Source organism: Paraburkholderia sp. EG287B, from assembly GCF_040965595.1.
In the GTDB taxonomy this organism is placed as follows: domain Bacteria; phylum Pseudomonadota; class Gammaproteobacteria; order Burkholderiales; family Burkholderiaceae; genus Paraburkholderia.
Window position 1 is genome coordinate 154,814 of record NZ_JBFRCG010000002.1, and the last position, 22,797, is coordinate 177,610.

A 22,797-nucleotide genomic window follows, 5' to 3' on the forward strand; every position below is an offset into this window, starting at 1 on the left:
TGATTCTAGCCTTTTTTGCACATTAACGCAAATCACCGGTCAAGCCCAATGCGCCTTTTGCCGTTATTTATGGGCTCGCAAGGGGATTTTCCGGTGTTTTACGCGCGAACCGCGCGCATTGCCGCCGTTGCATGGCCGCGACGCCCGCCGCATGTCGCAGACGGACGTCGCGCGCTTCGCGCGTCAGTGGCCGCGAGTGCGGTTGCGCGGCGTGCCGCGCTGGCCGCCACGGCTGTTGCCGCCCGCGCGATTGCCATTGGGGTTGGCATTGCCGCCGCCGTTGCCGGGACCGCTGCGGCGATTGCCGCTGGCATTGCCGCCCGCACGCTTGCCCTGCGCGCCCGGCGCACGGTTGCCGTCGACCTCGCGGCCGCCTGCACGGTTGCCGCCACGGCCGCCGAAACCGGAGCCCGCGCCGAAATTGCCGTGACCGGCACCCGCGCCGCCGCCGAAGCCACCCGCTGCGCCGCGCCGTCCCTGGCCCTGACGCGGCTGACCCATCGCACCGTGCGAGCTCAGCACCGGCTCGCGGTTGATGAAGCCCATCGATGTCTGCATCGGATCGGGCTGGCGACGCTCCTGCTCCTTGCCGCCACGACCGCCCTTCTCTTCGCTCGGCGCCTTCAGGCCGACCGCGGCCATCAGCGCGCGCACCTGGTTGTCTTCGAGCTCTTCCCAGCGGCCGCGCTTGAGGCCCTTGGGCAGCGCGATCGGGCCGTGGCGCGTGCGGATCAGGCGGCTCACCATCAGGCCCGCCGCCTCGAACATGCGGCGCACTTCGCGGTTGCGGCCTTCGGCCAGCGCGACGTGATACCAGTGGTTCGTGCCTTCGCCGCCGCCATCGCGGATACGCAGGAAGCTCGCGGGGCCGTCCTCGAGCTCGACGCCCTTGAGCAGCTTCTGGCGGTTCCCCTCGGTCAGCTCGCCCACCACGCGCACGGCGTATTCGCGCTCCACGCTGTAGCGCGGATGCATGAAACGGTTGGCCAGATCGCCCGAGGTGGTCAGCATCAGCAGACCTTCGGTGTTGAAGTCCAGACGGCCGACGGCCAGCCACTTCGCCGTTTTCATCGGCGGCAGGCGGTCGAACACCGAGGGACGGCCTTCCGGATCGGCATGGCTCACGATTTCGCCGGTCGGCTTGTGATAGATCAGCACGCGCGGCGGCTTGTTCTGCAGCTTGCGCTTGATCGGCTTGCCATTGATGCGGACCTGGTCGGTCGGCAGAATGCGCTGGCCGATGTGCGCGGGTTCGCCGTTCACCGAGACGCGCCCGGCGATGATCAGCTCTTCCATGTCGCGGCGCGAGCCCATGCCCGCATCCGCCAGCACCTTGTGCAGCTTCGGTGCGTCGTCGTCCGGGCTCAGCACGCGCTTGGGCTGCTGGGCACGGCCGCGGCGCAGCATCGGTGCGCGCACGCCCGAACCGGCGCCGTTGTCGGCGTCGAACGCCGGCGACGTCACGTAGAGGAACAGGTCGTCCTGGGTGGACTCGCCCGCGGCGGCGGCCGGCTGGCCTTCGCCTCGGCCCTGGCCCTTCTGGCGCTTGCCCGCGCCCTGCTGGCGCTCGCCCTGCTGGCGTTCGCCCTGACGCTCACCCTGAGCGGCGGCGCCCGCGTTCTGCCGGCGGCCCGGCTTCTTCGCGCCTGCGTCCTTGCGCGGTGCGCGCCCGGCGGGAGCCCGCTCAGGCGCCGCTTCCGGCGCGTCAGCGGGCGCTGCGGCCACGTCGGCGCCTTCCGCGCCTTCGGTCGCTTTTGCCTTCGCGCCCGCGCGGCGGCGCGCGATCAGGCTGCGCGGCCCGCGGCGCAGACCGCGGCGTGGACGCTCTTCGCCCTCGCCGCCCTGTGCTTCGCCTTCGACCTGCGAAGCACGCGTGTCGTCGTCGCGCGCGGAGGACGCGCGGCGCGCGGATTCGGACGCGTCGGTCGAATCGGTGTCGTGGATATCAGTCAAAACAACCTCAAAATGTCAGGTTGCGCGCCCGCTTGCGGGGCGCGTCAAAAATGCTTGTTGCTTCAGATGCCGCGTCGTGCGGCTTCGTCGTCCGTCGTCGAGACGGGGTCGTCCTGCGCCGCGTCGCGGCGGTCTTCGTGTTCTTCTTCGCCCGCCGCATCTGCTGCGTGCGCGGCATCCTGCGCGTGAGCGTCGGGGGCTGACCCGTGCTGCGCGAGGCTGGTTTCTTCATGTACCGCTTCGCCCGAGGCAGCGGCTGCGTATGCAACGTTTGCGCCTGCCGCTTCGTGCGTTTGTTCCGCTTCTTCCGTTGCGTGCGTCTCGCGCGCTGCGCTTTCGGGCTGTGCGGGCGTTTCGAAGCCCGACTCATCGCCCGATGTTTCGACGCCCGACGCTTCGCCCTGCGCTACCGGCGCCAGCGCATCTTCCGCGCCCGCGACATCGGCGGCCGCCTCGGGCTGGCCTTCCGCGACGAGCTGCGCCGCGGCGCTGTCGGGAAACTCGATCGCATGCTGGGCAAGCAGTTGCTCGCCGAACTGGCTCGACGGATCGTCGAGCGGCGGCAATTCGTCGAGCGACTTCAGGCCGAGATCGTCGAGAAACTCCCGTGTCGTTGCATAGAGCGCCGGGCGGCCCGGCACGTCACGATGACCGATGACTTCGATCCAGTTACGGTCCTCGAGCTGTTTGACGACCTGCGTGTTGACCGTGACGCCGCGAATTTCCTCGATGTCGCCGCGCGTGACCGGCTGCCGGTACGCGATGATCGCGAGCGTTTCGAGGACCGCGCGCGAGTAGCGCGGCGGCTTTTCGGGGTGCAACCGGTCAAGGTAGGTCCGCATGGCCGGCTTGCTCTGAAAGCGCCAGCCCGACGCGAGCCCCACCAGCTCGACGCCGCGCCCGGACCATTCGTGCCGCAGGTCTTCGAGCAGGTTGCGGACCGTGTCGGCCGAAATGTCGTCGGCAAACAGTTTGCGCAGTTCGCCGATCTTCAACGGCTCCTGCGTGCAGATCAATGCAGTCTCGAGGACGATTTTCGCCTCTTGGGTATTCATGCAGCCAGGTCAGACCCTAAGTAAGGTAAATCAGGTTCAAGGAACCGGATCAGACAGACGAAAGACGATATGGAACTTGGAGACGCGCTCGCCCGATTCTGATCGGTCATATTGATGGGAGCACGCACCGGGGGGCCGAAATTCAGGCAAAGAGCCAGACCCAGCCGGAGGGAGCCGCGAAGTTCCCGCAGGGAATCGCTTGACTGAGCGCCATATTACGCAAAAACGCTGGGTGCGTAAAGACGCCATTCCGCATGGGTGGCCTCATTTTAATCCGGACCCCGCCACCGCTTTATGCCCGCTCGCGCCACGCCGGTGCATGGCGCGCCGCGAGCCGCGTCAGCGCGCTCCCACTGTCTCCAGGTAGCGCGCGAGTCGCTCGACGCCCGCGTCGAGCCGCGCCGGATCGCAGGCATAGCACCAGCGCACGAAGCCTTCCCCTTGCGGTCCGAAGGCGCTGCCCGGCGCGAGGCCGAGGCCCGCGTCGCGCACCAGCGCCTTGCACAGCTCGAGGCTGTTCTGCGCGGCCAGCCGGAAAAAGAGGTACATCGCGCCGTGCGGCACTTTCACATCGACGCCGGGCAACTTTGCCAGCGCCGCGGCGAGGTGGTCGCGCGAGGCCCGCAGATCGGCCACCAGCGCGTGCGTGAACGGCTCGCCGTGCTCGACTGCCGCAATGCCGGCCTGCTGTACGAACGACGGCGCGCACGAGGTGTTGTACTCGACCAGCTTGCTCAGATCGTCGGTCAGGCTGCGCGGCACGACCATCCAGCCAAGCCGCCAGCCGGTCATGAGCCAGGCCTTCGAGAACGAATTGACGCAGATCAGACGCTCTTCGCGCGACGCAAGATCGAGGAACGAGGGCGCGGTCCGCTCACCCGCGTCGCCGTAGTAGAGGCGCTCGTAGACCTCGTCGGCGACGATCCAGATGCCGAGGCGCCGGCAATGCTCGAGCACCGCGCGCTGCTGGTCGCGCGTCATCACCCAGCCGGTCGGATTGTTCGGCGAGTTGATCATCAGCAGGCGCGTCTCGGGCGTGAGCGCCGCCAGCAGCCGGTCGAGATCGAGCGTCCAGCCGCGCTCGCCGTAGCCGAGCGAGACCGTCTCGACCGTGGCGCCGAGGATCTTCGGGATTTCGACGAGGTTCGGCCACAGCGGGGTCACCGCCACCACCCGGTCGCCCGCGCCGACGACGAGCTGTGCCGCCAGCATCAGCGCGTTGACGCCGGCGCTCGTGACCGCCACGTTGTCCACCGACGTCGCGCCGTGCAGTTCGCTCACGTAGCGCGCGAGCGCTTCGCGCAGCGGCGCGATGCCGAGGTTGTGGGTATAGAACGTGTCGCCGCGCCCCAGCGCCTCGGCCGCCGCCTCGCGGATGAACGGCGGCGTCACGCGGTCGGACTCGCCGAACCAGAACGGCAGCACGTCGGCAACGCCGAACCCGGCATTCGCCACTTCGCGGATCTGCGACGAGCGCAACGCACGCACCGCTTCTCGCGGCAGGGAGAGGGAGGACGACGGTTCGAAATCGCTCATCGGGGTTCCGGGTGGCACAGCATGTGGGAAAGCATCGAGTGTAGCGCGCGGCCCCGCGCGACGAGGGCGGCGCCTGCAAGCGTGAGCACAGCGGCTTCAGTGCTGCGCTTCGGGCTGACCGGCAAGTTGACGGATCAGCGACCAGACCGCTTCGGCGGCTGGCGAAAGCGAGCGGTCGCGCCGCCGCACGAGCTCGACGGTGCGCTCCGCGCGCGGCACGAGCGGCCGCGCAAGCAAGGGCGCGCCCGCCGGCACGGGTAGCGCGAGCCAGGGCAGCACGCTGATGCCCACGCCCGCCTCGACGAGTCCGAAGACCGTGGCCGGATGGCCCAGCTCCTGCACCACGCGTGCGCGTACGCCCTGCTCGCTCATCACGGCGTCGATGAGCGGACGGCTGCCCGATGCGTAATCCAGCATCACCAGACGCTCGCCGTCCAGCTCCTTCCACGAGACTTCCTGGCTCAACGCGAGCGCGTGATCGCCGCGCACGACCACGCAGAACGAATCCGTGGTCAGGCATTGCGTTTCGAGATCCTCGGCGGCAAAGGGTCCGATGATGACGCCGAAGTCCACTTCGCCCGAGCGGATCTTGCGCACGACGTCGCTCTGCACGTCGTCGCGCAGTCCAAGCGTGATGTAGGGAAACTGCCGCCCACATGCGGCGACGACCTGGGGCATCAAGCGGCACGCGACCGTCGGACTGGCCGCCACGACAACGCGGCCGCGCCGCTGCTCGCCGATCTCGCGAATCTCGCGCAAGGCGTCGTCGAGATCGCCCAGCAGGCGCGGAATGCTCGCGATCAGGTTCGCGCCGACATCGGTGAGCTGCACCTCGCGCGTGGTCCGGTCGACGAGCTTCACGCCGATCTCGGCTTCGAGCTCGCGCACACAGCGGCTCACCGCCGACTGCGTGAGCCCGATTTCGTCCCCAGCCCGGCTAAAGCTCTGCAACCGGGCGACCTCGATGAACACCCGCAACTGCCGCAGCGTCACATTCATCCGCTTGCCTCATGAATTGTCCATTTTCATGCAATTTTATGCCGGACACCCATCGTTGCGGGTAGAGGAACCTCGCTGCCCATTGTTCGCCGCAATGCAGCAATACGGCGCAAACGCACGTCCGACGGGCTTGCCTGCACAAGATTGGTGATTCTCCCGATTTTCTCGATAAGTGTTTTCGAGTCTTATACGCCCCTGGCAATCTCCCGCGCGGGCTTGGCGCCACGCGGCTTCAAGACGAGAACGTACGTGCTGGCACGGTTTTCGCATTAAGGCACGCACAGGTTCGATGGACGTCCCGGAAGCATGCAGTCCGGGACGATCCAGCCGGGCCCGCCTGGTACTCCGGCATCCGGCCGGGAGTACATGAAGAGTGCGCAGCGCGGGGCAGCGCACCGGAGATAGCTTCGCTGAGGTGAAACATGATGCTGTTCGACGATTTGAGAGACAACGAATGGGCGCTGGTCGAGGCGTTGTTCTGTGCTGAACCGGCACGGAGCGAGCGGCGCGGACGGCCTCGCGTCGAAGCGCGTGCTGTGGTCAACGCGGTGCTCTGGGTGCTTTCGACGGGTGAAGGCTGGTCCAAGCTGCCGGGCCGCTACCCCTCGCCGCCGACTTGCCGCCGTCGTTTCGACGAGTGGCAGGCGGACGGCACGCTTGCGGAGATCGTCAAGCGACTGAGCACGAACGGGCGTGAAATTTCGCTGCGCGGCCGTATCGGCGCCACGGCGACCAAGCCGCCCGCGCCGCCCAGCCGTGATCGCCTGCGCGGCGCGTTCTGGACCAATCCGGAATCGTGGCGCGCGCCGGTCAAGATGGCCTGAGCCACGCTTGAACTGCTTTTCCGCCGGGCGCTACGTGCGCCCGGCGTGTTTTTCTCCCAACCCTTCCGCACTGCGTGGCCGCTGCAGACCGCTTTCCGGTCATTGACTGACAGCGCCGCCCCTCTCCTGACGATGCAGGCTGCATCGACCTCGCTGCGTCCGCAACCAGGCGACCGGCACCGCGCGATACATCTCTTTACCAATATTTACAGCGCGCTTTCGCGCCCGACGTTAGTTTAGGAGCATGTCCACTAACGTCAAGAAACTGGATTGACGGGGAACCACCATGAAATCCATGAACCTGCACATCCGGGGCATCATGGTTTCGCTGTCCGCCCTCGCCCTTTTCGCGCCGACGGCCTCGTTCGTGTCGTTCAGCGCCGCGGCCCAGCCGCCGCATGCCTCCGTACCGAAATGGTCGATCTCGCGCACCGGCGCGCGCGCCATGCCGCCCGTAGCGCCTGGCCCGAACGCGGGCAAACCGCCCGTGCCGCGCGGCGACCTGCGCGGCGACATTGCGGACAATGCCCGCCGCAGCGCGCCGCAGAGGCAGGAACCAACGCAGCGCCGCTAAGCCGGCCAGCGAAACACCATCGAGGGGACTGCCGGAACCGATGAAAGAGCCGCGATGACGGAGGACGGCAAGCGCCTCCGGTACGTCGCGGCTCAGCATATACCCTGCCCCGGGGAACCACCGCGCTTCGTGTGCGGTCTACCCTTACGCCATCAAGCACAGCGTGGCAGCAGTAATTCCGGTAAGCCCGTATCTTTCGATGCGGGCTTTTTTTTGGCGGGACGAAGAGAACAGAGTGCTACTGGCTGGCTTCAAGGCCGGATTGGGGCACGCGCTCGGCGACGTAGTCGGCCACGCGATGGGCGCTCCACTGCATCGTGCGCTCGTCGCGAGCGAGCCGGGCGAATTCGGCGCGGCCGCGATCGGTCAGCACCGCGATATCGACCGGCGCATGGAAACCCGGCGCCGGCGCAACCGTGCGTTGCCGGACGATGTCCATCATGCCGAGATCGCGCAAATACTGGAACACTTCAGGACGACGCGCCCACGGGACCTGCCGATACTGCACCCGCCTCAGCGCTTCGAGTACTGCTTCGTTGGAATACGTGGTCATCTCACTTCTTTCTTAAAATGCAGTCCTGCGACCATTGAGCCTCGCGCGAACCGGCTGCGGCGCAATGCGGACCTGAGAACGGCGCAGTCTGTGCCCTGGCGGGCCCACGCGCCCTATCCGTGCGACGTGCAGCGGCAGGGACTGCAGGTTATCCGGGCCCCCGTGAAAGCGGCTTCACCGCTTCCCGCACGGCCAACGCCGCGCCACGCTCGCGGCGCAAAGGTCGGTTGGACGCGCATTTTCCCGAAAACAATACGTTACCTCATCCAAATTGATTCTATTCGTTTTGTTTGTGCTATTTGTTGCGCTCGGCCTGCTGTGGCGCAGCGCGCGCTGGCGTGTCGCGGCCTGCGCGGCCGGGGTCTTCTGGCTGCTCGCGACCGGCTGGCTCACGGGGGTGCTGCTCGATATCGCCCAGCCGGAGTTGTATCGCACTCCCTACGATCAGGCGAAAATCGGCCCGGCGCACTTCGGTGCGCGTACTGCCATCATCATGCTGGGCGGCGGCACCGAATCCCGCGGCGGCCAGCTGGTCCCCGCGCGCGACGTCTACGCACGCATTGCCCTTGCCGCCGACCTGTACGCGCAGTGCGCGCGCGCGGGCGGCATGTGCCGCGTGATCGTGAGCGGCGGCAACCCGGAGCACCATGCGAGCGCCGAGGCCGACAACTACGCGCCCTACCTGCTGCGCGCCGGTGTGCCGGGCGCCGATCTCGTGCTCGAAAACCAGAGCCTCACGACGTATCAGAACGCGCGCAACGTTGCGCCCATCGTCCGGGCCGGGAACGATGAAACGCTCCTGCTCGTGACGTCCTCGTACCAGATGCGCCGCGCGATGCTCGATTTCCGGCGCTTCGACATGCACCCGCTGCCCGCGGTTGCCAGCGTGCGCCACGTCGAGCGCGGCCTGCTCCCGCGCATCGCGAATCTCAAGTCTGCCGAAACGGCGCTCCACGAATCGATTGGGGTTGCGCAGTTTTATGTCTATCGGATGATCGGCTGGTTCTAGTATGACGGTTAGGCGACATCAGATGTAACGAGATGTAACTCCCGTGCGAACGGCTTACGTGATGTCATCTGGCGCGAGTATTTGATCGTTAGAATGGCATGTCCATCCTGCTTGGACAGGTAACGGCTGGGTCCATAAACCGCTCCTTCGGAGGTAGAGATGAAAAAAGTGTCCCTCGCAGTCCTGATTTCACTTTCCGCACTGGCGGGCGCTGCGCATGCGCAGTCGGATAACGGCATCACGATGAGCACCGATCCGGCCAAGGCCGACGACGTCCTGCAACGCGCGCAGGCCCTGCAGCAGCAACAGGAAGCCGCGCCCGCGCCGGCGCCCATGCCGCATCACAAGTCGGGGCATCCGCATCACAAGAAGGCCCCTGCCCAGTAAGATCGGGCGAAGCCTGGCCGCGCGCTGCCCAGCGTACGCGGGCAGCGCCTTCCCTGGAAAGCAGCCGATGCCGGTCTAGCCGCCATCGGCTTTTTTTCGCCGCGCCACTCCGCTGCGCTTGCGGTCCCGCGCGCATCGCCGCCGCGCCGGCGCGCCGGCGCGGTATGCTAAAGTCGCGCACCTCGAAAACGCCCCGGTCGGCAGACGCGGTCGGCATAGACCCAACCTTTTGTGCGCGCCACGCGCGGAGAAACGCAATGAGCAACATCCAGCTCGACATCGAATGGACCGAAGCGGCCTCACGCAAGATCGAAAAACTGATGCCGCGCGGCGGCAACCAGGACGCGTATCTCGCGCTGCCCCCCATCGAATGCCTGCCGATGGAAGGCGACGTGCTGTTTCTCGGCCCGGCGGGCAAGCAGCAGCCATTCATCGTGGCGGAGCGTCAATACCATCACGAAGGCGACGCGGACTGGACCATCATCCTGATTCTCGACGTGCCCAACACGGCGCACTGAGCGGCAAACCAGGCCGCCAGCAGGCGGCATGCGAGGCGCTCGCACCCGACGCGGGCGCCCTCTCGCGGCATCACCTCCTCCCGCCTTGCATGGCATGCCTCGCCGCGCCAGGCACGGCGAGTGCGCGCAGTTTTTACCCATAGTCCCAGACTTGACGACAGGCCCTGGCGGTGACCGCCGTCGGGCGAGCGCCTGCTTTGGACGGCAGTTGCGCGGCCCGCGCGGTAGAGGCGCCCACGCACCGCCCGCGCCGCCGTGCGTCCCGAGCCATGCCGAACGATCCGTCGAACGCGAAGGCGACTGCCACCGCCAGCCTGCTCGCCCAACTGCAGCCGCATACCGACAGCTGGGGCGCGCAATGGCATGGTTGCGCGCTCGCCAGCGCATTCCAGCCGGTGCTCTCCATCCCGCATCAGCGCGTGGTCGGCTATGAGGCGCTGTTGCGGGTCACCGACCAGTCGGGCCGGGCGCTCGCGCCCGAGGAGCTGTTCGCCACGGTGCAAGGCGCCGAGGCGCAGCAGCTCGATGAACTGGCCTGCGCCCTGCACCTCGCGAATTTCGTCCAGCAAGGCGTGGGGAGCGGCTGGATCTTCCTGAACACGCTGCCGCGCAGCGCACGCGCCGCCGACCCCGCGCACGCCGCCATCGACGGGCTGTGTCGGCACTTCGGCTTCCCGCACGAACGCGTGGTGATCGAGGTGCTCGAGCAGCGCGGCGGCGACGAGCCCGGCGCGTTCGTCGACGAAAGGGCGCCTGCCGGCGGCCGTGACTTCCTCGTCGCACTCGACGACTTCGGCGCCGGCTTCTCCAATTTCGACCGCGTCTGGCGCTACCGGCCCGACATCGTCAAGCTCGACCGCTCGCTCGTCACGCGCGCGGCCAGCGGCGAGAGTCACGTGGCATTCATCTCGGAGCTCGTCTCGATCCTGCATCATGCGGGCACGATGGTGCTGGCAGAAGGCGTCGAGACCGAGCTGCAGCTCATGGTGCTGATGCGGGCCGACATCGATCTCGTGCAGGGCTTCTGGTTCGGCGAGCCGCAAGCTTCGGTACGGCAAGCGGGCGCCGCTGCGCCCGCGCTCGCGCAGTCGATGTGGCGGCGCTTCGCCGCTTACCAGCGCAGCACCGAGATCATCGAGCAGGTCAATTTCGGCGCACTCTCGCACGCCATGCTGCGCGGCGCGCGCGTGCTCACGGGCGGCGGAACGCTCGAAGCAGCGGCCGAGGCCATTTTCGGCGACAACGGCAGCCACGCGCAGCGCGTATTCACCGCGGATGAACACGGCGAGCAGCACGAGCCTTCGATCGCCATGCCCGGCGTCGGGCCGCCCGCGCGCCTCGCGCCTTTCTATCCCGACACGGACAGCAACTGGTCGCGCCGCGAGTATTTCCGGCGCGCGCTCGCCGCGCCCGGCCGGGTCGCGGTGATGGGTCCGCACTATTCGCTCAACGACGGCGAGCTCTGCTACACCGCCGCCATCGCGCTCGACTACGGCGGCGCGACGCACGTGCTGTGCGCGGACTTCCCGCCCGAGCACGGGCCGCGCGAGCGCCCGTGGCGCGAGCCGGGTTGAGCCGCGTCGCAGGCCGGCAATCCGCCGCGCGGTCCGGGGAACTATTCGATGACGCGCCGGCGCCCCGCCTTCAGCTCACCGGTGCGCGCCTTGCCGTCGAGCCGGCGCAGCTTCGAGGCGCGCGTAGGGCGCGTCGCCACGCGCGCCTTGCGCGTCACGCTCACGCTGTCGACCAGCTCCTCGAGGCGCGCAAGCGCGGCCACGCGGTTCTGTTCCTGGGTGCGGTGTTCCTGCGACTTGATCACGACGACGCCCTCGCTCGTAATCCGCCGGTCGGCGAGCGCGAGCAGGCGCATCTTGAGCACCTCGGGCAACGACGAGGCGCGGATGTCGAAGCGCAGATGGATCGCGCTCGACACCTTGTTCACGTTCTGGCCGCCCGCGCCCTGTGCGCGAACGGCGACGAGTTCGATTTCCTGCAACGGGATGGGCGCGCGTGCGGTCATGGGCAACCAGAAAGAAAGCAGGCCGCATCGGGCCGGACACGCGGCAGTGTCGCACAGCGCGGCTGAGTCGGCACAGGCATGACATACGCGTGACACCTCCTCGCGCAAGCGGCAAACCGATCCGCCGCGGGCATGCGCAATGCCGCCCAGCCGTCGGCCCGCTGCGCAGCCAGTTTGCCGCCGCGCGGCGCATGAACCATACTTGCGACATTCCCTTGGGCGAACCCTCAGGAGCACGCACCCCATGAAGCTGCGTCCCGCATTCGTTGCCGAACTGGCGGTCAACCTGCTGCTTCCCTGGGTCGCCTACCGTCTCGCCGAGCCGCACTGGGGCGAGGTCGGCGGCCTCATTGCCTCGGCCGCGCCGCCGCTTGCCTGGAGCATCGTCGAACTGGTGCGCTTTCGGCGGGTGGATGCGCTCTCCGCGGTCATTCTGCTCGGCATCGTGCTCTCGCTCGTCGCCGTGGCGTTCGGCGGCAGCCCGCGCGTGCTGTTGATGCGCGAAAGCCTCGCCTCGGGCGCAATCGGCGCCGCGTTCCTGATCTCGCTGCTCGCGAAGCGCCCGCTCGTGTTCTATCTCACGCGAGCGACGGTCGCGCGCGAGACCCGCGAGGGCGTCGCGCGGCTCGAACAGCTCTGGAAGGAGAATGCGAGCTTCGCGGCGGCCATGCGGCTGCTCACGTTCATCTGGGGCTTCGGGCTTTGTCTCGATTCCGCGCTGCGCACTTATCTGGCCGCCACCTGGCCGATCGAGCGGTTTCTCGTCGTCTCGCCGATCATCGGTTATGGCGTGTTCGGCGGCCTGATGGCCTGGACCTTCTGGTATCGCACGCGCATGCGGCGCATTCACGGCACGCACGGCCTGCTCGGCGACGCGGCCGCGGCAACGAACGCAAGCACGCTCAGCGTGGACTGAGACGCCCGCGCCGCCTTCGGCCCGTCCCGCACGCATCGGCGGTCAGATCGCGCCCGAAATACGTTAGACTCAGCGCCACAGTCCGCGGCGTACCGTCCGCTCTCGAACTTCCCCGGCAGTCGATGCGCTACTCCGTAGAAATCAGGAAATTCCTCTATAGCCAGTACTTTTACGGCGGCCTGCGCATCGCGATCGGCATCTCGCTTCCCGCCGTCCTGTGCCTGTTCGTCTTTCACAAGAGCGAGCTGGGCTTCACCATCTCGACCGGCGCGCTCGGCGCCTGCGTGGTCGACATGCCGGGGCCGCTCAAATACAAGCGCAACGAAATGCTCGCGTGCAGCGTGATCGGGTTCCTCTCCGCTTACGCCACGGGCCTCGCCACCTTCAGTCCCATCGCGCTCTGGGCCACCGTGGTGCCGCTCACCTTCGTGCTCTCGCTGATCGTGGTCTACGGCAACCGCTGGCCGCAGATCAGCTTCGCCACCCTCTTCATGATGGTGATGACACTCGAAGAGCATTTCACGCCGCACCTCGCGCTCGTCAATGCGTTGTGGATTCTGCTGGGCGGCCTCTGGTACACGGCGTGGTCGACCTTGATCAGCCAGCTCATGCTCGATCGCATCGAGCAGCAGGCGCTCGCCGAAAGCGTGTTCGCCTGCGCCGACTACCTGCTCGCGCGCGCCCAGTTCTTCGACCTCGACAACGATCTCGACGAGTGCTATCGCAACCTCGTCGCGAAGCAGATCGCCGCTGTGGAGCGCCAGGACGCGGCGCGCGACATCGTACTGCGCAACCTGCCCAAGCTCAGGGCCGGCAAGGTCGATGCGCGGCGCGCAATGCACTTCAACCTGTTCATCAACACGGTCGATCTGCACGAGCTGTTCGTGGGCGCGCACACCGACTACCCGCTCGTGCGCAACACCTTCGGCGGCTCCGACCTGCTCGTGTTCTACCGCGACCTGATCCGCAAGGCCGCCGCCGATCTCGAAGACATCGGCCTCGCGGTGCTGCAAAACGAGGCACCGCGCGCGAGCGTGAACGTGAAGGCCGAATTGCGCGCCATCGAATACGAACTCGAGCTGCTGAAAAAGCGCGACCTGGCCGCGACCGACCCGGAGGCCTATGCGGCGATCTCGGCGTCGTTCCGGCGCATCTGGAGCGCGACACGCCTGATCGACCGCATGCGCCGCAGCCTCGCGAGCGAAGTGCCGACGACCGAGACCGAGCTGCGCATCGACGAGGCGCTCACGCGCTTCGTGACGAACCGCCGCGTGTCCTGGCTGCAGATCTTCTCGAATCTCACGATGGCCTCGCCGAGCTTTCGCCACGCGCTGCGCGTGACGATCGCCGTGGCGGTCGGCTTCTGGCTCGGGCGGCTTCTGCCGCTCACCAACGCCTACTGGATCGTGATGACGAGCATCATCATCCTGAAGCCCGGCTACTCGCTCACGCGCCAGCGCAACGCGCAGCGTATCGTCGGCACACTGATCGGCTGTATCGCCAGTATTGCGTTGATCCTGCTCGTGAAGCAGCCGCTCGTGCTGCTCGTCTCGATGTTCGCGGCGATGGTGATGAGCTACAGCCTCCTGCTCTTCAACTACACGGCGAGCGTGGTGTTCACGTCGGCCTACGTGCTCCTGATGTTTCATCTGCTCGCGCCGGGCAGCATGCGCATCATCGGCGAGCGCGCGATCGACACGGTGGTGGGCTGCATGATCGCCATCGCCGCGAGCCATCTGTTCCCGTACTGGGAATACCGCCTGATGGGCAAGCTCGTGCACGACATGATCGCCGCGACGCGCAGCTATCTCGAGGCGAGCTGGTGGTGGAGCGGGCGCACGAGCGCGCCGCAGCCGGCGTTCGCGGGAGCCGCGGTGAGCGAGGCCGGCGCACGCGTGGCCGCCCATGCGGCGCCCGCGGCGACGCGCGCAACCGATGCGGGTGGCGCGGCGAATCCGCTGCCGCCCGGCAGCGTGAGTGCGATGGCGAGCGCTTCGGCGAACGCGGCGAGCGTCATCGAGGAACCCGTCGTCGCCACCGCCGCGACCCTCGACGACTCGCCCACAGCCGGCGCGCCGGGCTCGCCCGTGTCGGCCGTGGGCGCGAAGGCCGCTGCGCAAACCGCGCAGGCCACCGCGGGCGCGGCCGCTGCGGCACCGTCGCTCGCGCGCGACTTCCGCTACCGGCTCGCGCGCAAGAACGTGCACGTGGCGTTCGCGAATCTCGGCCAGGCGTTCCAGCGCATGATGCTCGAACCGAAGGCCGCGCAGAAGTTCGTGCCCGAGCTCAACGACCTGCTCGTGCGCAGCCACGTGCTCGCCTCGCAGATCACGGCCACCGCCCCGCTCCTGCGCAGCACGGCGCGGCCCGACCAGCCGGAGGTCAAGCTCGACGCGCTCGAGCGCGCGCTGTCGTGCGTGCGCGAGAACCTCGTCGCCGCCGAAGCGGGCATGGCGGCGCCCGCCGATCAGGCCGACATCACGAAGCAGCTCACGCGCGAACTCGATGCGATGGTGGTGGAAGCCGAGCGGGCACTCGGCGCCTCGGCGGAACTGGCGCAGGAACTCAAGCTGCTCGCCCACCAGTGCAAGCAGATGATCACGGCGTCCTGGCTGATTCGCCGGGACGCGAGCATCATCCGGCTACCGGAGGAATAAGCACGCGAAGGCCCGGCGCGTCACTGCGTCGAGCCGCCGGCTTGCGAGGCGGCCGTGCTCGCGGACGCATGCGCCGCGCCGGCGCCCACGGTCTCGTCGTACTCGCGCTTGCTCTTCAGCGCGTTGAACAGCACGGTGCCGATCACGAACAGCACCACCACGACGATGAGCACGGCAACGCCAACGGTGGGGTTCTTCTTGCGCGGTTCGTTCATCGGTCGTGCCCAGCCTCGAATTGGATGACAGGAACGGGCATTCTACGCCGCCATGCCTTGCAGACGGCTTGCGCCGCGGGCCGCCGGGTGCCGCTAGGTGCCGCTGCGCACCGGCAGCGCCGTCGAATATTTGAGCTGCTCCATCGCGAAGCTCGAACTGACGTCGAACAGCGGCACGGCGCGAATGAGCTGCTTGTAGACGCGGTCGAAATCGTCGATATCGGAGACCACGATGCGCAGCAGATAGTCGGTCTCGCCGCTCATGCGATACGCCTCGACGATCTCGGGAATCTCCTGCACGGCGCGCGTGAAGGTCTGCGCCCATGCCTCGGTGTGCTGGTTCGTGCGCACGGCGACGAACACCGTCGTCCCCACGCCGAGCTTGCGCGGGTCGCACAGCGCGACCTGCGCGCGGATCACGCCCGTTTCCTTCAGGCGCTGCACGCGCTTCCAGCACGGCGTTTGCGAAAGATTGACGCGCTGCGCCAATTCCGCGACCGGCATGGTCGCGTCCTGCTGCAGCAGCTCCACCAGCTTTCTGTCGATGAGATCCATTTCCGCACTCCCCGAAGCGTAGAAATTTATTCTACACGATGGGCAAACGGGAAAAGAATAGGAAAACTCTTTCTCGGTGCGAACGGCTATAAATCTTCTTGTAGATACCGGAAGAAGAACACGCCATGAACGCCCCTGCCGAACTCGCCCTGTTGAGCGCCGTCCATACCGCGGAGCAGCATGCTGCCGCCATCGCGCGCTTCACCGCCGCACTCGACGCCGCCTTCGATGCCTGCGCGACGCCCGCCGACCCGTCGCGCTGCGCCCGCTTCGCGCGCGGCATGCGCGCGGCGCTCACGCGTGCGCTCGCCGACCCGGCGCTCGTCACGCACGCGCAGCGCGAAGGCAGCGCCGAGACGTACCGGCGTCATGTCATCGCGGCCGACCGCCGCGGCCGCTACACGGTCGCGGCGCTGGTCTGGCAGCCGGGCCACGCGAGCCCGATCCATGCGCATCACACGTGGTGCGGTTACGCCGTGCTCGACGGCACGCTGACCGAAACGCTCTACGCGTGGGATGACGCACGCCAGGGCGCCGACGTGGTTCGCTCGCATCCGCGCGCGAGCGGCGCGATGTCGTTCGGCGGTCGCGGGCGCACCGGCATTCACCGGCTGTCGAACGGCAGCGACGCGCAGGCCGTCTCGCTGCATGTCTACGGCGTCGCCGCCGAAGACATCGGCACGCAGGTCAACGACGTGCTGCCGCTCGTGCGCAAGACGGCGCTCGTGTCTTAACGCGACTGCCCCATATCCATCGAAGGCGCCATAGTGCGTTGCCGTGCGCCCTCGTTGATTGGGGAGCGCGCCGCATTGCCTGGCCGACACGATATCGCCAATCATCAGCATACCGAACGAAAGCACAAGCTGACCGAGCAACGCCGCCGCGCAACCGCCCGGCGCTCGCGCAACTGCGGCGCGACAAGGTGATTTGAGTCGGCCTGAGCGCCGCAGCCGTTCAGCCGCGGCTGCCCGCGGTGGGAATCTGCGGCGGCGCGCCCTCGGGGCCCGCTGTGGGCGGCGGCGCAGGCCGCGGCTCGTGCGAGGCATCGCGCGCGACGCCGCCCCCCACGTGCACGCCAGACGGATGCGGATGACCATGCGGCTCCTCGACATCGCCGCCGCGCGAGGACATGTGCACCTGCATCTGCGGCACCGGCATCTCGATGCCGGCCTCGTCCATGTGGCGCTTCAGGCGCGCATTGAACGCACGCGCCACGCTCCACTGCTGCAGCGGCCGCGTCTTGATCTGCCCTTTCACGACCATCCAGTTCGGGTCGAACCGGTCGAGTCCCCACACTTCCACGGGCCCGAGTATCTCGCGGCGATAGCGGAAGTCGGCCACGAGTTCCGCGCCGGTCTCGCGAATCATCCGCGTGACCGTATCGAGATCGACCGAGAATGGCACGCGCACTTCGAACACGGCGAACGCGAAATCGCGCGAGAGGTTCTTCACGATCTTGATCTGCGAGAACGGAATGGCGTGGATCGCGCCCTGCCCGTCGCGCAGCCGCACGGTGCGGATCGACAGATGCTCGACTGTGCCCGCATGGCCGTTGTCGATGTCGATCCAGTCGCCCACCGAAATCGTCTCCTCGATGATGATGAACAGACCGGTGATGAGGTCGGCCACCAGCGACTGCGCGCCAAAGCCGATGGCAAGACCGATCACGCCAGCGCCGGCGAGCAGCGGCGTGACGTTGATGCCGAGATTCGCCGCGGTGACGATGCCGGTGATGGTGAGGATCGTCACGAGCACCGCATTGCGCACGAGCGGCAGCATGGTGCGCGCGCGCGTGCTGGGCGCGCGGCCCTTGGTGCGCGGACCGCTCGGATTGAGCGCTTCGAGAATCGCAGTATCGACCGTGATCCAGACGAGCCAGGCGAGAAACACCGTCGACACGATCGCGAAAATGGCGTGCGCGATGCCGCGCGCGGCCACGCTCGCCTCGATGATCGCGGCGAGCGAAATGTCCCAGAGGCGCGCGCACGATTCGAAATACGCGAACCAGATGAACACCACGAGCAGCGTGCCGGCAAAGCGCAACAGGCGCCGCAGATACGGCGAGCGCCGCCGCACGCGCGCGGGGTTCGGCCGCGTGATGCGCAGCACGACCGCCGAGAGGAAGAACGCGAGCACGAGCAGGAGCGCGGAGACCACCGAGATCTGCAGCACGTCGTCGCGGCTGCCGATGCCGCCAAACGTCGCAACGATCGAAGCGCCGGCGAGCAGCAGCATCGGCAGTTGCCAGAGCGAGGCGAGCACGTCGAGGACTTCGGTGAGCGCCTTGTGGCCGTGGCGCAGCGAATAGCTGCGGTTGCGGATCAGATGCGCGACCGGCCGCCGGAAGCCAAAGGCGAACATCACCGTCAACACCGCGGCCGCCATGTTCGCGGCGGTGCTGACAAGGGCGGCCAGGTTCGCGCCCAACTGGCGCGCGACTTCGAAATTGGTCGCGGCGTCGCCGAGCGCGGCCAGCACGCCGATCGCAAAGAGCAGCCGGCGCGAGCGCGCGATCAGGAGGCGCACGGCCGCGCGCCGGTGCCCCGAGCCGAACAGCGAAAACATGATCAGGCAGATCGACGAGAACACCGCGCCCGCGACGATCGCGTACGCGATCACGAGCGCGAGCGTGCGCCCGAGCGCGTCCGGCAGCGAACGCTCGACCACGAGCGCGCCAAGGAACGCCACGATCCATGGCGCCGCACGATGCACGACGAAAATCAGCAGATCGATGGTGCGCGGATCGGGCCGCAGGCCGGTCTCGACATCGAAACGCCTGAGCAGCCGCCGCTCGATCCAGCGCAGCACCGCGGCGCACGCGCCCCAGCCGGCCAGCATGGCGAACAGATCGAACACGATGCGGCCGAGGCTTTCGCCCTCCCCGCCCGAGGCGATGTCGTAAAGCTCGACGCCGGCTGCCCTGAAGCGCCCCGCCCAGTAGTGAAACGGACTGCGGCCGCGGCGCGCGTCCGCCTCGACCGAGGCGAGCCCGGATGCGATCGCGCCCAGCAGCCCCGGCGAGTTCGCCGCCGCGCCCGAAGCGGGCGCGGGCGCCACGTTTTGCGATGCGCTGCGCAGCTTCTTGAGCTGATTCAGGAGCGCGGTGCGCTGGCGCTCGTTGTCGAGCGTGGTAATGACGCTGTCGAGCGAGCGCGTGAACTCGGCCTGGCTCGCCGCTGACGGCGCCGAGGCCGCCTCGGCCGCAGAAGCCCCCGAGGCCGCCGCCGGCGCCCCGGTGATGATGCTCTTGAGCACCGGCAGCACGGGCGCCGGCGCGGCCTGGGCGGCGGCCCGCATGGGCATGGCGAGGCACGCCGCGAGGCATGCGAGGAGCATGAGCGCGCGCAGGAACGCGCGTACACACCAGCGCGCCGGCGCGGCGCGCGAAAGAAGTGCACGATCCGCCGGTCCGAAGCGCATGCGCGACGGCCCGGCGCCCGCGCCATCGCGTCCGATGCTGGAATTCATGGCGGAGGGGCAAAAAACAGGACGTTCCAGTTTAGCCGCACTCCACCTCGCCGCGCCGCGCGCGTGCGTAACAGTTTGTCAGCGCGCGGGGCGCGCCTCAGTAGGCCACCGTTGTGATCTGACGAATAAAGCGGCCCTGCTCCAGTTCGTCGACGAAGGCGATCGCGTAGTCCTCGGCCGAAATGCGGCTCTCGCCCTTCGCATCGGCGATCAGCGTATTGGCGCCCGTGCGGAACGTGCCCGTGCGCTCGCCGGGTGCGATGATCGCGGCCGGCGCGAAGAAGGTCCAGTCGATGTCGGCGACCGTGCGGTAGTAGTCGAACGCCTCGCGATGGGCGAGCGCGATCGCCTTGTAGGCGTCGGGGAAGCCCGCGGTATCGACGAGCTGCTTGCCGGGCGCGACTTCCAGCGAACCGGCGCCGCCCACCACCACGAGACGCTTGAGCCCTGCAGCGCGCACGCCGTCCACGAGCGCGCGGCTCGCGACCAGCAGGTCGTCGAGCTGATCCTTGGGCGGCGCGTAGGCGCTCGCCACTACATCGTGGCCGCGCACCGCGGCGGCGATGCTCGCCGCGTCGAGCAGATCGGCCTTCGCCGCGTGGACGTTCGGTGCGGCCGCCACGCGTTCCGGCTGGCGCACCAGCGCGCTCACCTCGTGGCCGCGGCGCGCCGCTTCGGCGGCGATGCGCGAACCGACCATGCCCGTTGCGCCAAAGAGGGCGATTTTCAGCGTCTTGCTCATGAACTGACTCCTGTTTTCCGTATTTATGTAACTAACGAAGTTACATTTGAGGGGCGAAAAAACGGGGCAATGCCCCGCTGATGACTCTGGTTGCGCGCAACCCGCTCAGGCTCGCCGCGCCCGCGCGCGTTCGAGCTTGCGCTCGCTGCGCGCCATGTCGTCGACGACGTCCGCGAGCGTGCGGGTGGCGAGCGACGCCTCCATGGCGCGCTGTGCATCGTCGATCACGCCGCGCAGCGTCTGCTGGATATGACGCCCGACGAGGCAGGCCGGATTCGGCTCCTCGCGGTGCATGGCGAACAACTGCGCGTCGTCGACCGCGTGGTAGACGTCGAGCAGCGTGATTGCCTGCGGCTCGCGCGCCAGCAGCGCGCCACCGCCCGCGCCCAGTTGCGACGTCGTGAGGCCCGCGCCGGCAAGCATCGACAGGAGCCGGCGAATCAGCGCCGGATTCGTGTTCACGCTGCCCGCGATGATCTCCGACGACAGCGGCACGCCCTCCTGCTGCGCCAGCAGCGCGAGCACGTGAACGGCAAAAGCGAAACGGCTACTCGTATTCACGGCGAACCTGCCACTGCTGAGCGGCGCGCGAATGGTGCGAACCCCCTGCGCCAAAAAGTGTAACCATCATAATTACATTAATTCGTAGCGTCAAGTCGTGAGCCGAGGGCCGCACGGCTGCGGCCTTACTTCCCGGCATCCGATGCCGGCGCCGACGCGGCGGCGTTGCTCGCCCAGCGTTGCAACGAGTGTCCCGCACTCGTCAAACCGGTGCCGGTGGCCGCGGCGGCCTGCCCGAGCAAGGCTTGCGCCGTGCTTGCCGCGCCGCGCAGCTGGCCCTGCGCCGCCGAAGCCAGCTCGGCCGTGGACGCGCTCGCCTGCTGACCTTGCGAGGCCGCCGAATCGAGCTTCTGCTGCGCTGCACCGAGTTGCTGGTTCACGAAGCTCGCGGCCTTGTCGAGCGTTTGCGCCGCCTGCTGCGCGGCCTGGCTGGCGGCGTCCTGGGTGGCCTGCTTCACGGCGTCGGCGGACTGCTTGCCCAGATCGGGTGCGGAAGCGTCGTGCTTGTTACAGCCGGCGGCGAGCGCCGCACACACGAGCAGGGAGGCAAGCGTGAGCCTTTGCGTCGAAACCTTCGAATACATGGTCATCCTGAAAAATTCGCCGCATGAAGCGGCTTGCATAGATGAAAACGCGGCAATGATACGCCGTCGCGCAACACCGTTTCTGACGAAATCAGCGAAAAGCCCGCGCGCTCGAAGACCGGCCGCGACACCGCGCTCGCATCGGCGCTCAACACCGTCGAGCGCGCCTCGCGCGCGAGCGCTTCGAGCCGCGCCAGCATCGCCGTCGCGAGGCCGCGGCGCGACCACGCCGGCGCGACGTAAAGCATCTCGACGTGATCGAGCGGAAAGAGCTGCCCGAACGCCGCCGCCGCGCCGTCACAGTGCGCCACGAGCGTGACGCCGCGTGCCAGGCGCGCGTCGAAGTCCGCGAGATCGTCGGCGGCCGCGGCCCACGCGCTGCGCTGCGCCGCGTCGTAGCGCGAGGCCGCGAGCGTGGTCACGGACGCGCGAAACAAGGCGGCCAGCGCGCTCGCATCGCGGCCCGGCACGTAGCGCCGCCAGTCGATGGTTTGCAGTGCGTCGCCCGCGACGCCGCGCTTTGCGAAATCGTCAAACATGATGGAGTAGACTGCCCACGCGCACGATCTGTTCCACCGTCCACCTCTGGAGACAAACGATGGCCGTCAAGAAGATCCTGTTCCTCACCGGCGATTTTGCCGAAGACTATGAAACGATGGTGCCGTTCCAGGCGCTGCAGGCCGTCGGCCACCGCGTCGACGCCGTGTGCCCCGGCAAGAAGGCCGGCGAGCGCGTGAAGACCGCCATCCACGACTTCGAGGGCGACCAGACCTACACCGAAAAGCCGGGGCACCAGTTCGCGCTCAACGCGACCTTCGACGAAATCGACGCCGCCAGCTACGACGCGCTCGCCATTGCGGGGGGCCGCGCGCCCGAATACCTGCGTCTCGACCCGAAGGTCATCGAGATGGTGCGTCACTTCGCCCACGCGAACAAGCCCATCGCGGCGATCTGCCATGCGGCCCAGCTGCTCGCCGCGGCCGAGGTGATCCGCGGCAAGCGCATTTCGGCCTATCCGGCGTGCGCGCCCGAGGTGCGGCTCGCGGGCGGCGAATACGCCGACATCGCCATCGACAGCGCCGTGACGGACGCGCCCTTCGTCACCGCGCCGGCGTGGCCCGCCCATCCCGAGTGGCTGCGCCAGTTCCTCGCGCTCCTCGGCACGCGCATCGAGCCGTGAGCGAGCGCTGATACTGTCGCACGTCGCCCCCGTTTCGCACGGGGCGCGGCGCGCGCCGGCCGCCAATTCGGACTGGTCCGATATCACCGCAACGCCCCGCTGGCCAGAATAGCCGCCACTTGTTCTGGAGTACGGAGTGCGTGTCGTGGAGCTAACCGACTGGCTGGTGATACTCGCGGTCGCCCTGGCGGCGATCCTCTTCTTTTGCAGGCGCGGCGGCCGCAAAGGCGGCTTGAGCGACCGCGCGCGCCACGTGCACGGCACGCGTCTGCTCCTGCTGGGCGCGTTGGCGCTGTGGGCCGCGCTGCTCATGCTCGTGCGCAGCTTCGCCTTGCCGCTGGGCGAGCCGTTCGGCATCGCCATCAGTCATCACACCATGCTGGCCATCGCGCTGGCGCTCGCTGGCGTGGGCGCCATCTGGACGTTTCGCGCGAGCCGCCTGCTCAAGCCGCGGCGCATCTTCAGCCCGTGCTGAGCGCTGGTCTGGGGGG

23 protein-coding genes and 1 pseudogene are annotated in these 22,797 nt (G+C 67.9%); 11 read left to right on the top strand and 13 right to left on the bottom strand.

What is annotated here, in order from left to right; genetic code table 11:
* Positions 1 to 183: 183 nt before the first annotated feature.
* The 4 genes from rluB to AB4Y40_RS03460 all read right to left on the bottom strand — a co-directional run bounded on the left by rluB (position 184) and on the right by AB4Y40_RS03460 (position 5,543).
* A complete protein-coding gene (gene rluB / locus AB4Y40_RS03445; RefSeq protein ID WP_368686443.1) occupies positions 184 to 1,953 on the bottom strand; it encodes a 23S rRNA pseudouridine(2605) synthase RluB in 1,770 nt (589 codons plus the stop codon).
* A 62-nt stretch (positions 1,954 to 2,015) separates the two neighbouring features.
* The gene (scpB, locus tag AB4Y40_RS03450) at positions 2,016 to 3,008 is read right to left on the bottom strand and encodes an SMC-Scp complex subunit ScpB (protein WP_368686444.1); all 993 of its coding nucleotides are present in this window, start codon (positions 3,006 to 3,008) and stop codon (positions 2,016 to 2,018) included.
* 339 nt (positions 3,009 to 3,347) lie between these two features.
* Entirely contained in the window at positions 3,348 to 4,544 is a 1,197-nt protein-coding gene (locus tag AB4Y40_RS03455; protein ID WP_368686445.1) for a pyridoxal phosphate-dependent aminotransferase, read from the bottom strand.
* Positions 4,545 to 4,640: 96 nt separating this feature from the next.
* Positions 4,641 to 5,543, bottom strand: a complete 903-nt coding sequence (locus AB4Y40_RS03460) for a LysR substrate-binding domain-containing protein (RefSeq protein WP_368686446.1) — start codon at positions 5,541 to 5,543, stop codon at positions 4,641 to 4,643.
* Positions 5,544 to 5,968: 425 nt separating this feature from the next.
* On the opposite strand from AB4Y40_RS03460, the pseudogene AB4Y40_RS03465 reads away from it, so the two are divergent.
* A pseudogene (locus AB4Y40_RS03465) lies at positions 5,969 to 6,355 on the top strand (transposase); the annotation flags it as partial.
* 307 nt (positions 6,356 to 6,662) lie between these two features.
* On the top strand, positions 6,663 to 6,941 hold the full coding sequence (locus tag AB4Y40_RS03470; protein WP_368686447.1) for a hypothetical protein: 279 nt from the start codon (positions 6,663 to 6,665) through the stop codon (positions 6,939 to 6,941).
* Between the two features lie 238 nt (positions 6,942 to 7,179).
* Here the strand turns inward: AB4Y40_RS03470 and AB4Y40_RS03475 are convergent, their stop codons facing one another.
* The gene (locus tag AB4Y40_RS03475) at positions 7,180 to 7,494 is read right to left on the bottom strand and encodes a hypothetical protein (RefSeq protein WP_028212156.1); all 315 of its coding nucleotides are present in this window, start codon (positions 7,492 to 7,494) and stop codon (positions 7,180 to 7,182) included.
* A 286-nt stretch (positions 7,495 to 7,780) separates the two neighbouring features.
* Between AB4Y40_RS03475 and AB4Y40_RS03480 the strand changes: the two genes are divergently transcribed.
* The 4 genes from AB4Y40_RS03480 (at position 7,781) to AB4Y40_RS03495 (ending at position 10,982) form a co-directional block, all read left to right on the top strand.
* A complete protein-coding gene (locus tag AB4Y40_RS03480) occupies positions 7,781 to 8,503 on the top strand; it encodes a YdcF family protein (RefSeq protein WP_368686448.1) in 723 nt (240 codons plus the stop codon).
* Positions 8,504 to 8,662: 159 nt separating this feature from the next.
* Positions 8,663 to 8,890 carry a hypothetical protein gene (locus tag AB4Y40_RS03485; RefSeq protein WP_342920661.1) on the top strand — a complete coding sequence of 76 codons (228 nt, stop codon included), beginning with the start codon at positions 8,663 to 8,665 and terminating at the stop codon, positions 8,888 to 8,890.
* A gap of 257 nt (positions 8,891 to 9,147) precedes the next feature.
* Positions 9,148 to 9,408: a hypothetical protein gene (locus AB4Y40_RS03490; protein ID WP_028212153.1), complete on the top strand. Its 261-nt coding sequence runs from the start codon at positions 9,148 to 9,150 to the stop codon at positions 9,406 to 9,408.
* Positions 9,409 to 9,677: 269 nt separating this feature from the next.
* Entirely contained in the window at positions 9,678 to 10,982 is a 1,305-nt protein-coding gene (locus AB4Y40_RS03495; RefSeq protein ID WP_368686449.1) for an EAL domain-containing protein, read from the top strand.
* Positions 10,983 to 11,023: 41 nt separating this feature from the next.
* Here AB4Y40_RS03495 and arfB read toward each other — a convergent pair whose 3' ends face one another.
* Positions 11,024 to 11,428, bottom strand: a complete 405-nt coding sequence (gene arfB / locus AB4Y40_RS03500) for an alternative ribosome rescue aminoacyl-tRNA hydrolase ArfB (RefSeq protein ID WP_368686450.1) — start codon at positions 11,426 to 11,428, stop codon at positions 11,024 to 11,026.
* 244 nt (positions 11,429 to 11,672) lie between these two features.
* Between arfB and AB4Y40_RS03505 the strand changes: the two genes are divergently transcribed.
* Together AB4Y40_RS03505 and AB4Y40_RS03510 are read left to right on the top strand one after the other, a co-directional pair.
* A complete protein-coding gene (locus AB4Y40_RS03505; RefSeq protein ID WP_368686451.1) occupies positions 11,673 to 12,344 on the top strand; it encodes a VC0807 family protein in 672 nt (223 codons plus the stop codon).
* Positions 12,345 to 12,466: 122 nt separating this feature from the next.
* On the top strand, positions 12,467 to 15,001 hold the full coding sequence (locus AB4Y40_RS03510; protein ID WP_368686452.1) for an FUSC family membrane protein: 2,535 nt from the start codon (positions 12,467 to 12,469) through the stop codon (positions 14,999 to 15,001).
* A gap of 20 nt (positions 15,002 to 15,021) precedes the next feature.
* On the opposite strand, the gene AB4Y40_RS03515 is transcribed toward AB4Y40_RS03510, so the two are convergent.
* Together AB4Y40_RS03515 and AB4Y40_RS03520 are read right to left on the bottom strand one after the other, a co-directional pair.
* On the bottom strand, positions 15,022 to 15,216 hold the full coding sequence (locus AB4Y40_RS03515) for a hypothetical protein (RefSeq protein WP_368686453.1): 195 nt from the start codon (positions 15,214 to 15,216) through the stop codon (positions 15,022 to 15,024).
* Between the two features lie 93 nt (positions 15,217 to 15,309).
* Positions 15,310 to 15,771 carry an Lrp/AsnC family transcriptional regulator gene (locus AB4Y40_RS03520; protein ID WP_028204798.1) on the bottom strand — a complete coding sequence of 154 codons (462 nt, stop codon included), beginning with the start codon at positions 15,769 to 15,771 and terminating at the stop codon, positions 15,310 to 15,312.
* 125 nt (positions 15,772 to 15,896) lie between these two features.
* Between AB4Y40_RS03520 and AB4Y40_RS03525 the strand changes: the two genes are divergently transcribed.
* Positions 15,897 to 16,505 (top strand): cysteine dioxygenase, encoded by a 609-nt coding sequence (locus tag AB4Y40_RS03525; protein ID WP_368686454.1) that lies wholly within the window; start codon positions 15,897 to 15,899, stop codon positions 16,503 to 16,505.
* Positions 16,506 to 16,725: 220 nt separating this feature from the next.
* Here the strand turns inward: AB4Y40_RS03525 and AB4Y40_RS03530 are convergent, their stop codons facing one another.
* From AB4Y40_RS03530 to AB4Y40_RS03550, 5 genes are all read right to left on the bottom strand, one after another.
* The gene (locus tag AB4Y40_RS03530; RefSeq protein ID WP_368686712.1) at positions 16,726 to 19,068 is read right to left on the bottom strand and encodes a mechanosensitive ion channel family protein; all 2,343 of its coding nucleotides are present in this window, start codon (positions 19,066 to 19,068) and stop codon (positions 16,726 to 16,728) included.
* Between the two features lie 268 nt (positions 19,069 to 19,336).
* Positions 19,337 to 19,981: an NAD(P)-dependent oxidoreductase gene (locus AB4Y40_RS03535; RefSeq protein ID WP_368686455.1), complete on the bottom strand. Its 645-nt coding sequence runs from the start codon at positions 19,979 to 19,981 to the stop codon at positions 19,337 to 19,339.
* Positions 19,982 to 20,086: 105 nt separating this feature from the next.
* Positions 20,087 to 20,542, bottom strand: a complete 456-nt coding sequence (locus AB4Y40_RS03540; protein WP_368686456.1) for an Rrf2 family transcriptional regulator — start codon at positions 20,540 to 20,542, stop codon at positions 20,087 to 20,089.
* Between the two features lie 125 nt (positions 20,543 to 20,667).
* Positions 20,668 to 21,126, bottom strand: coding sequence for a hypothetical protein (locus AB4Y40_RS03545; RefSeq protein WP_368686457.1), 459 nt, complete (start codon positions 21,124 to 21,126; stop codon positions 20,668 to 20,670).
* A 2-nt stretch (positions 21,127 to 21,128) separates the two neighbouring features.
* The gene (locus AB4Y40_RS03550; protein ID WP_368686458.1) at positions 21,129 to 21,665 is read right to left on the bottom strand and encodes a GNAT family N-acetyltransferase; all 537 of its coding nucleotides are present in this window, start codon (positions 21,663 to 21,665) and stop codon (positions 21,129 to 21,131) included.
* Between the two features lie 59 nt (positions 21,666 to 21,724).
* Here AB4Y40_RS03550 and AB4Y40_RS03555 point away from each other — a divergent pair, with 59 nt between their 5' ends.
* Both AB4Y40_RS03555 and AB4Y40_RS03560 read left to right on the top strand, forming a co-directional pair.
* Complete coding sequence (locus AB4Y40_RS03555; protein ID WP_342920672.1) at positions 21,725 to 22,306, top strand: DJ-1/PfpI family protein; 582 nt, start codon at positions 21,725 to 21,727, stop codon at positions 22,304 to 22,306.
* 145 nt (positions 22,307 to 22,451) lie between these two features.
* Positions 22,452 to 22,781 (top strand): hypothetical protein, encoded by a 330-nt coding sequence (locus AB4Y40_RS03560; RefSeq protein ID WP_368686459.1) that lies wholly within the window; start codon positions 22,452 to 22,454, stop codon positions 22,779 to 22,781.
* Positions 22,782 to 22,797 lie beyond the last annotated feature (16 nt).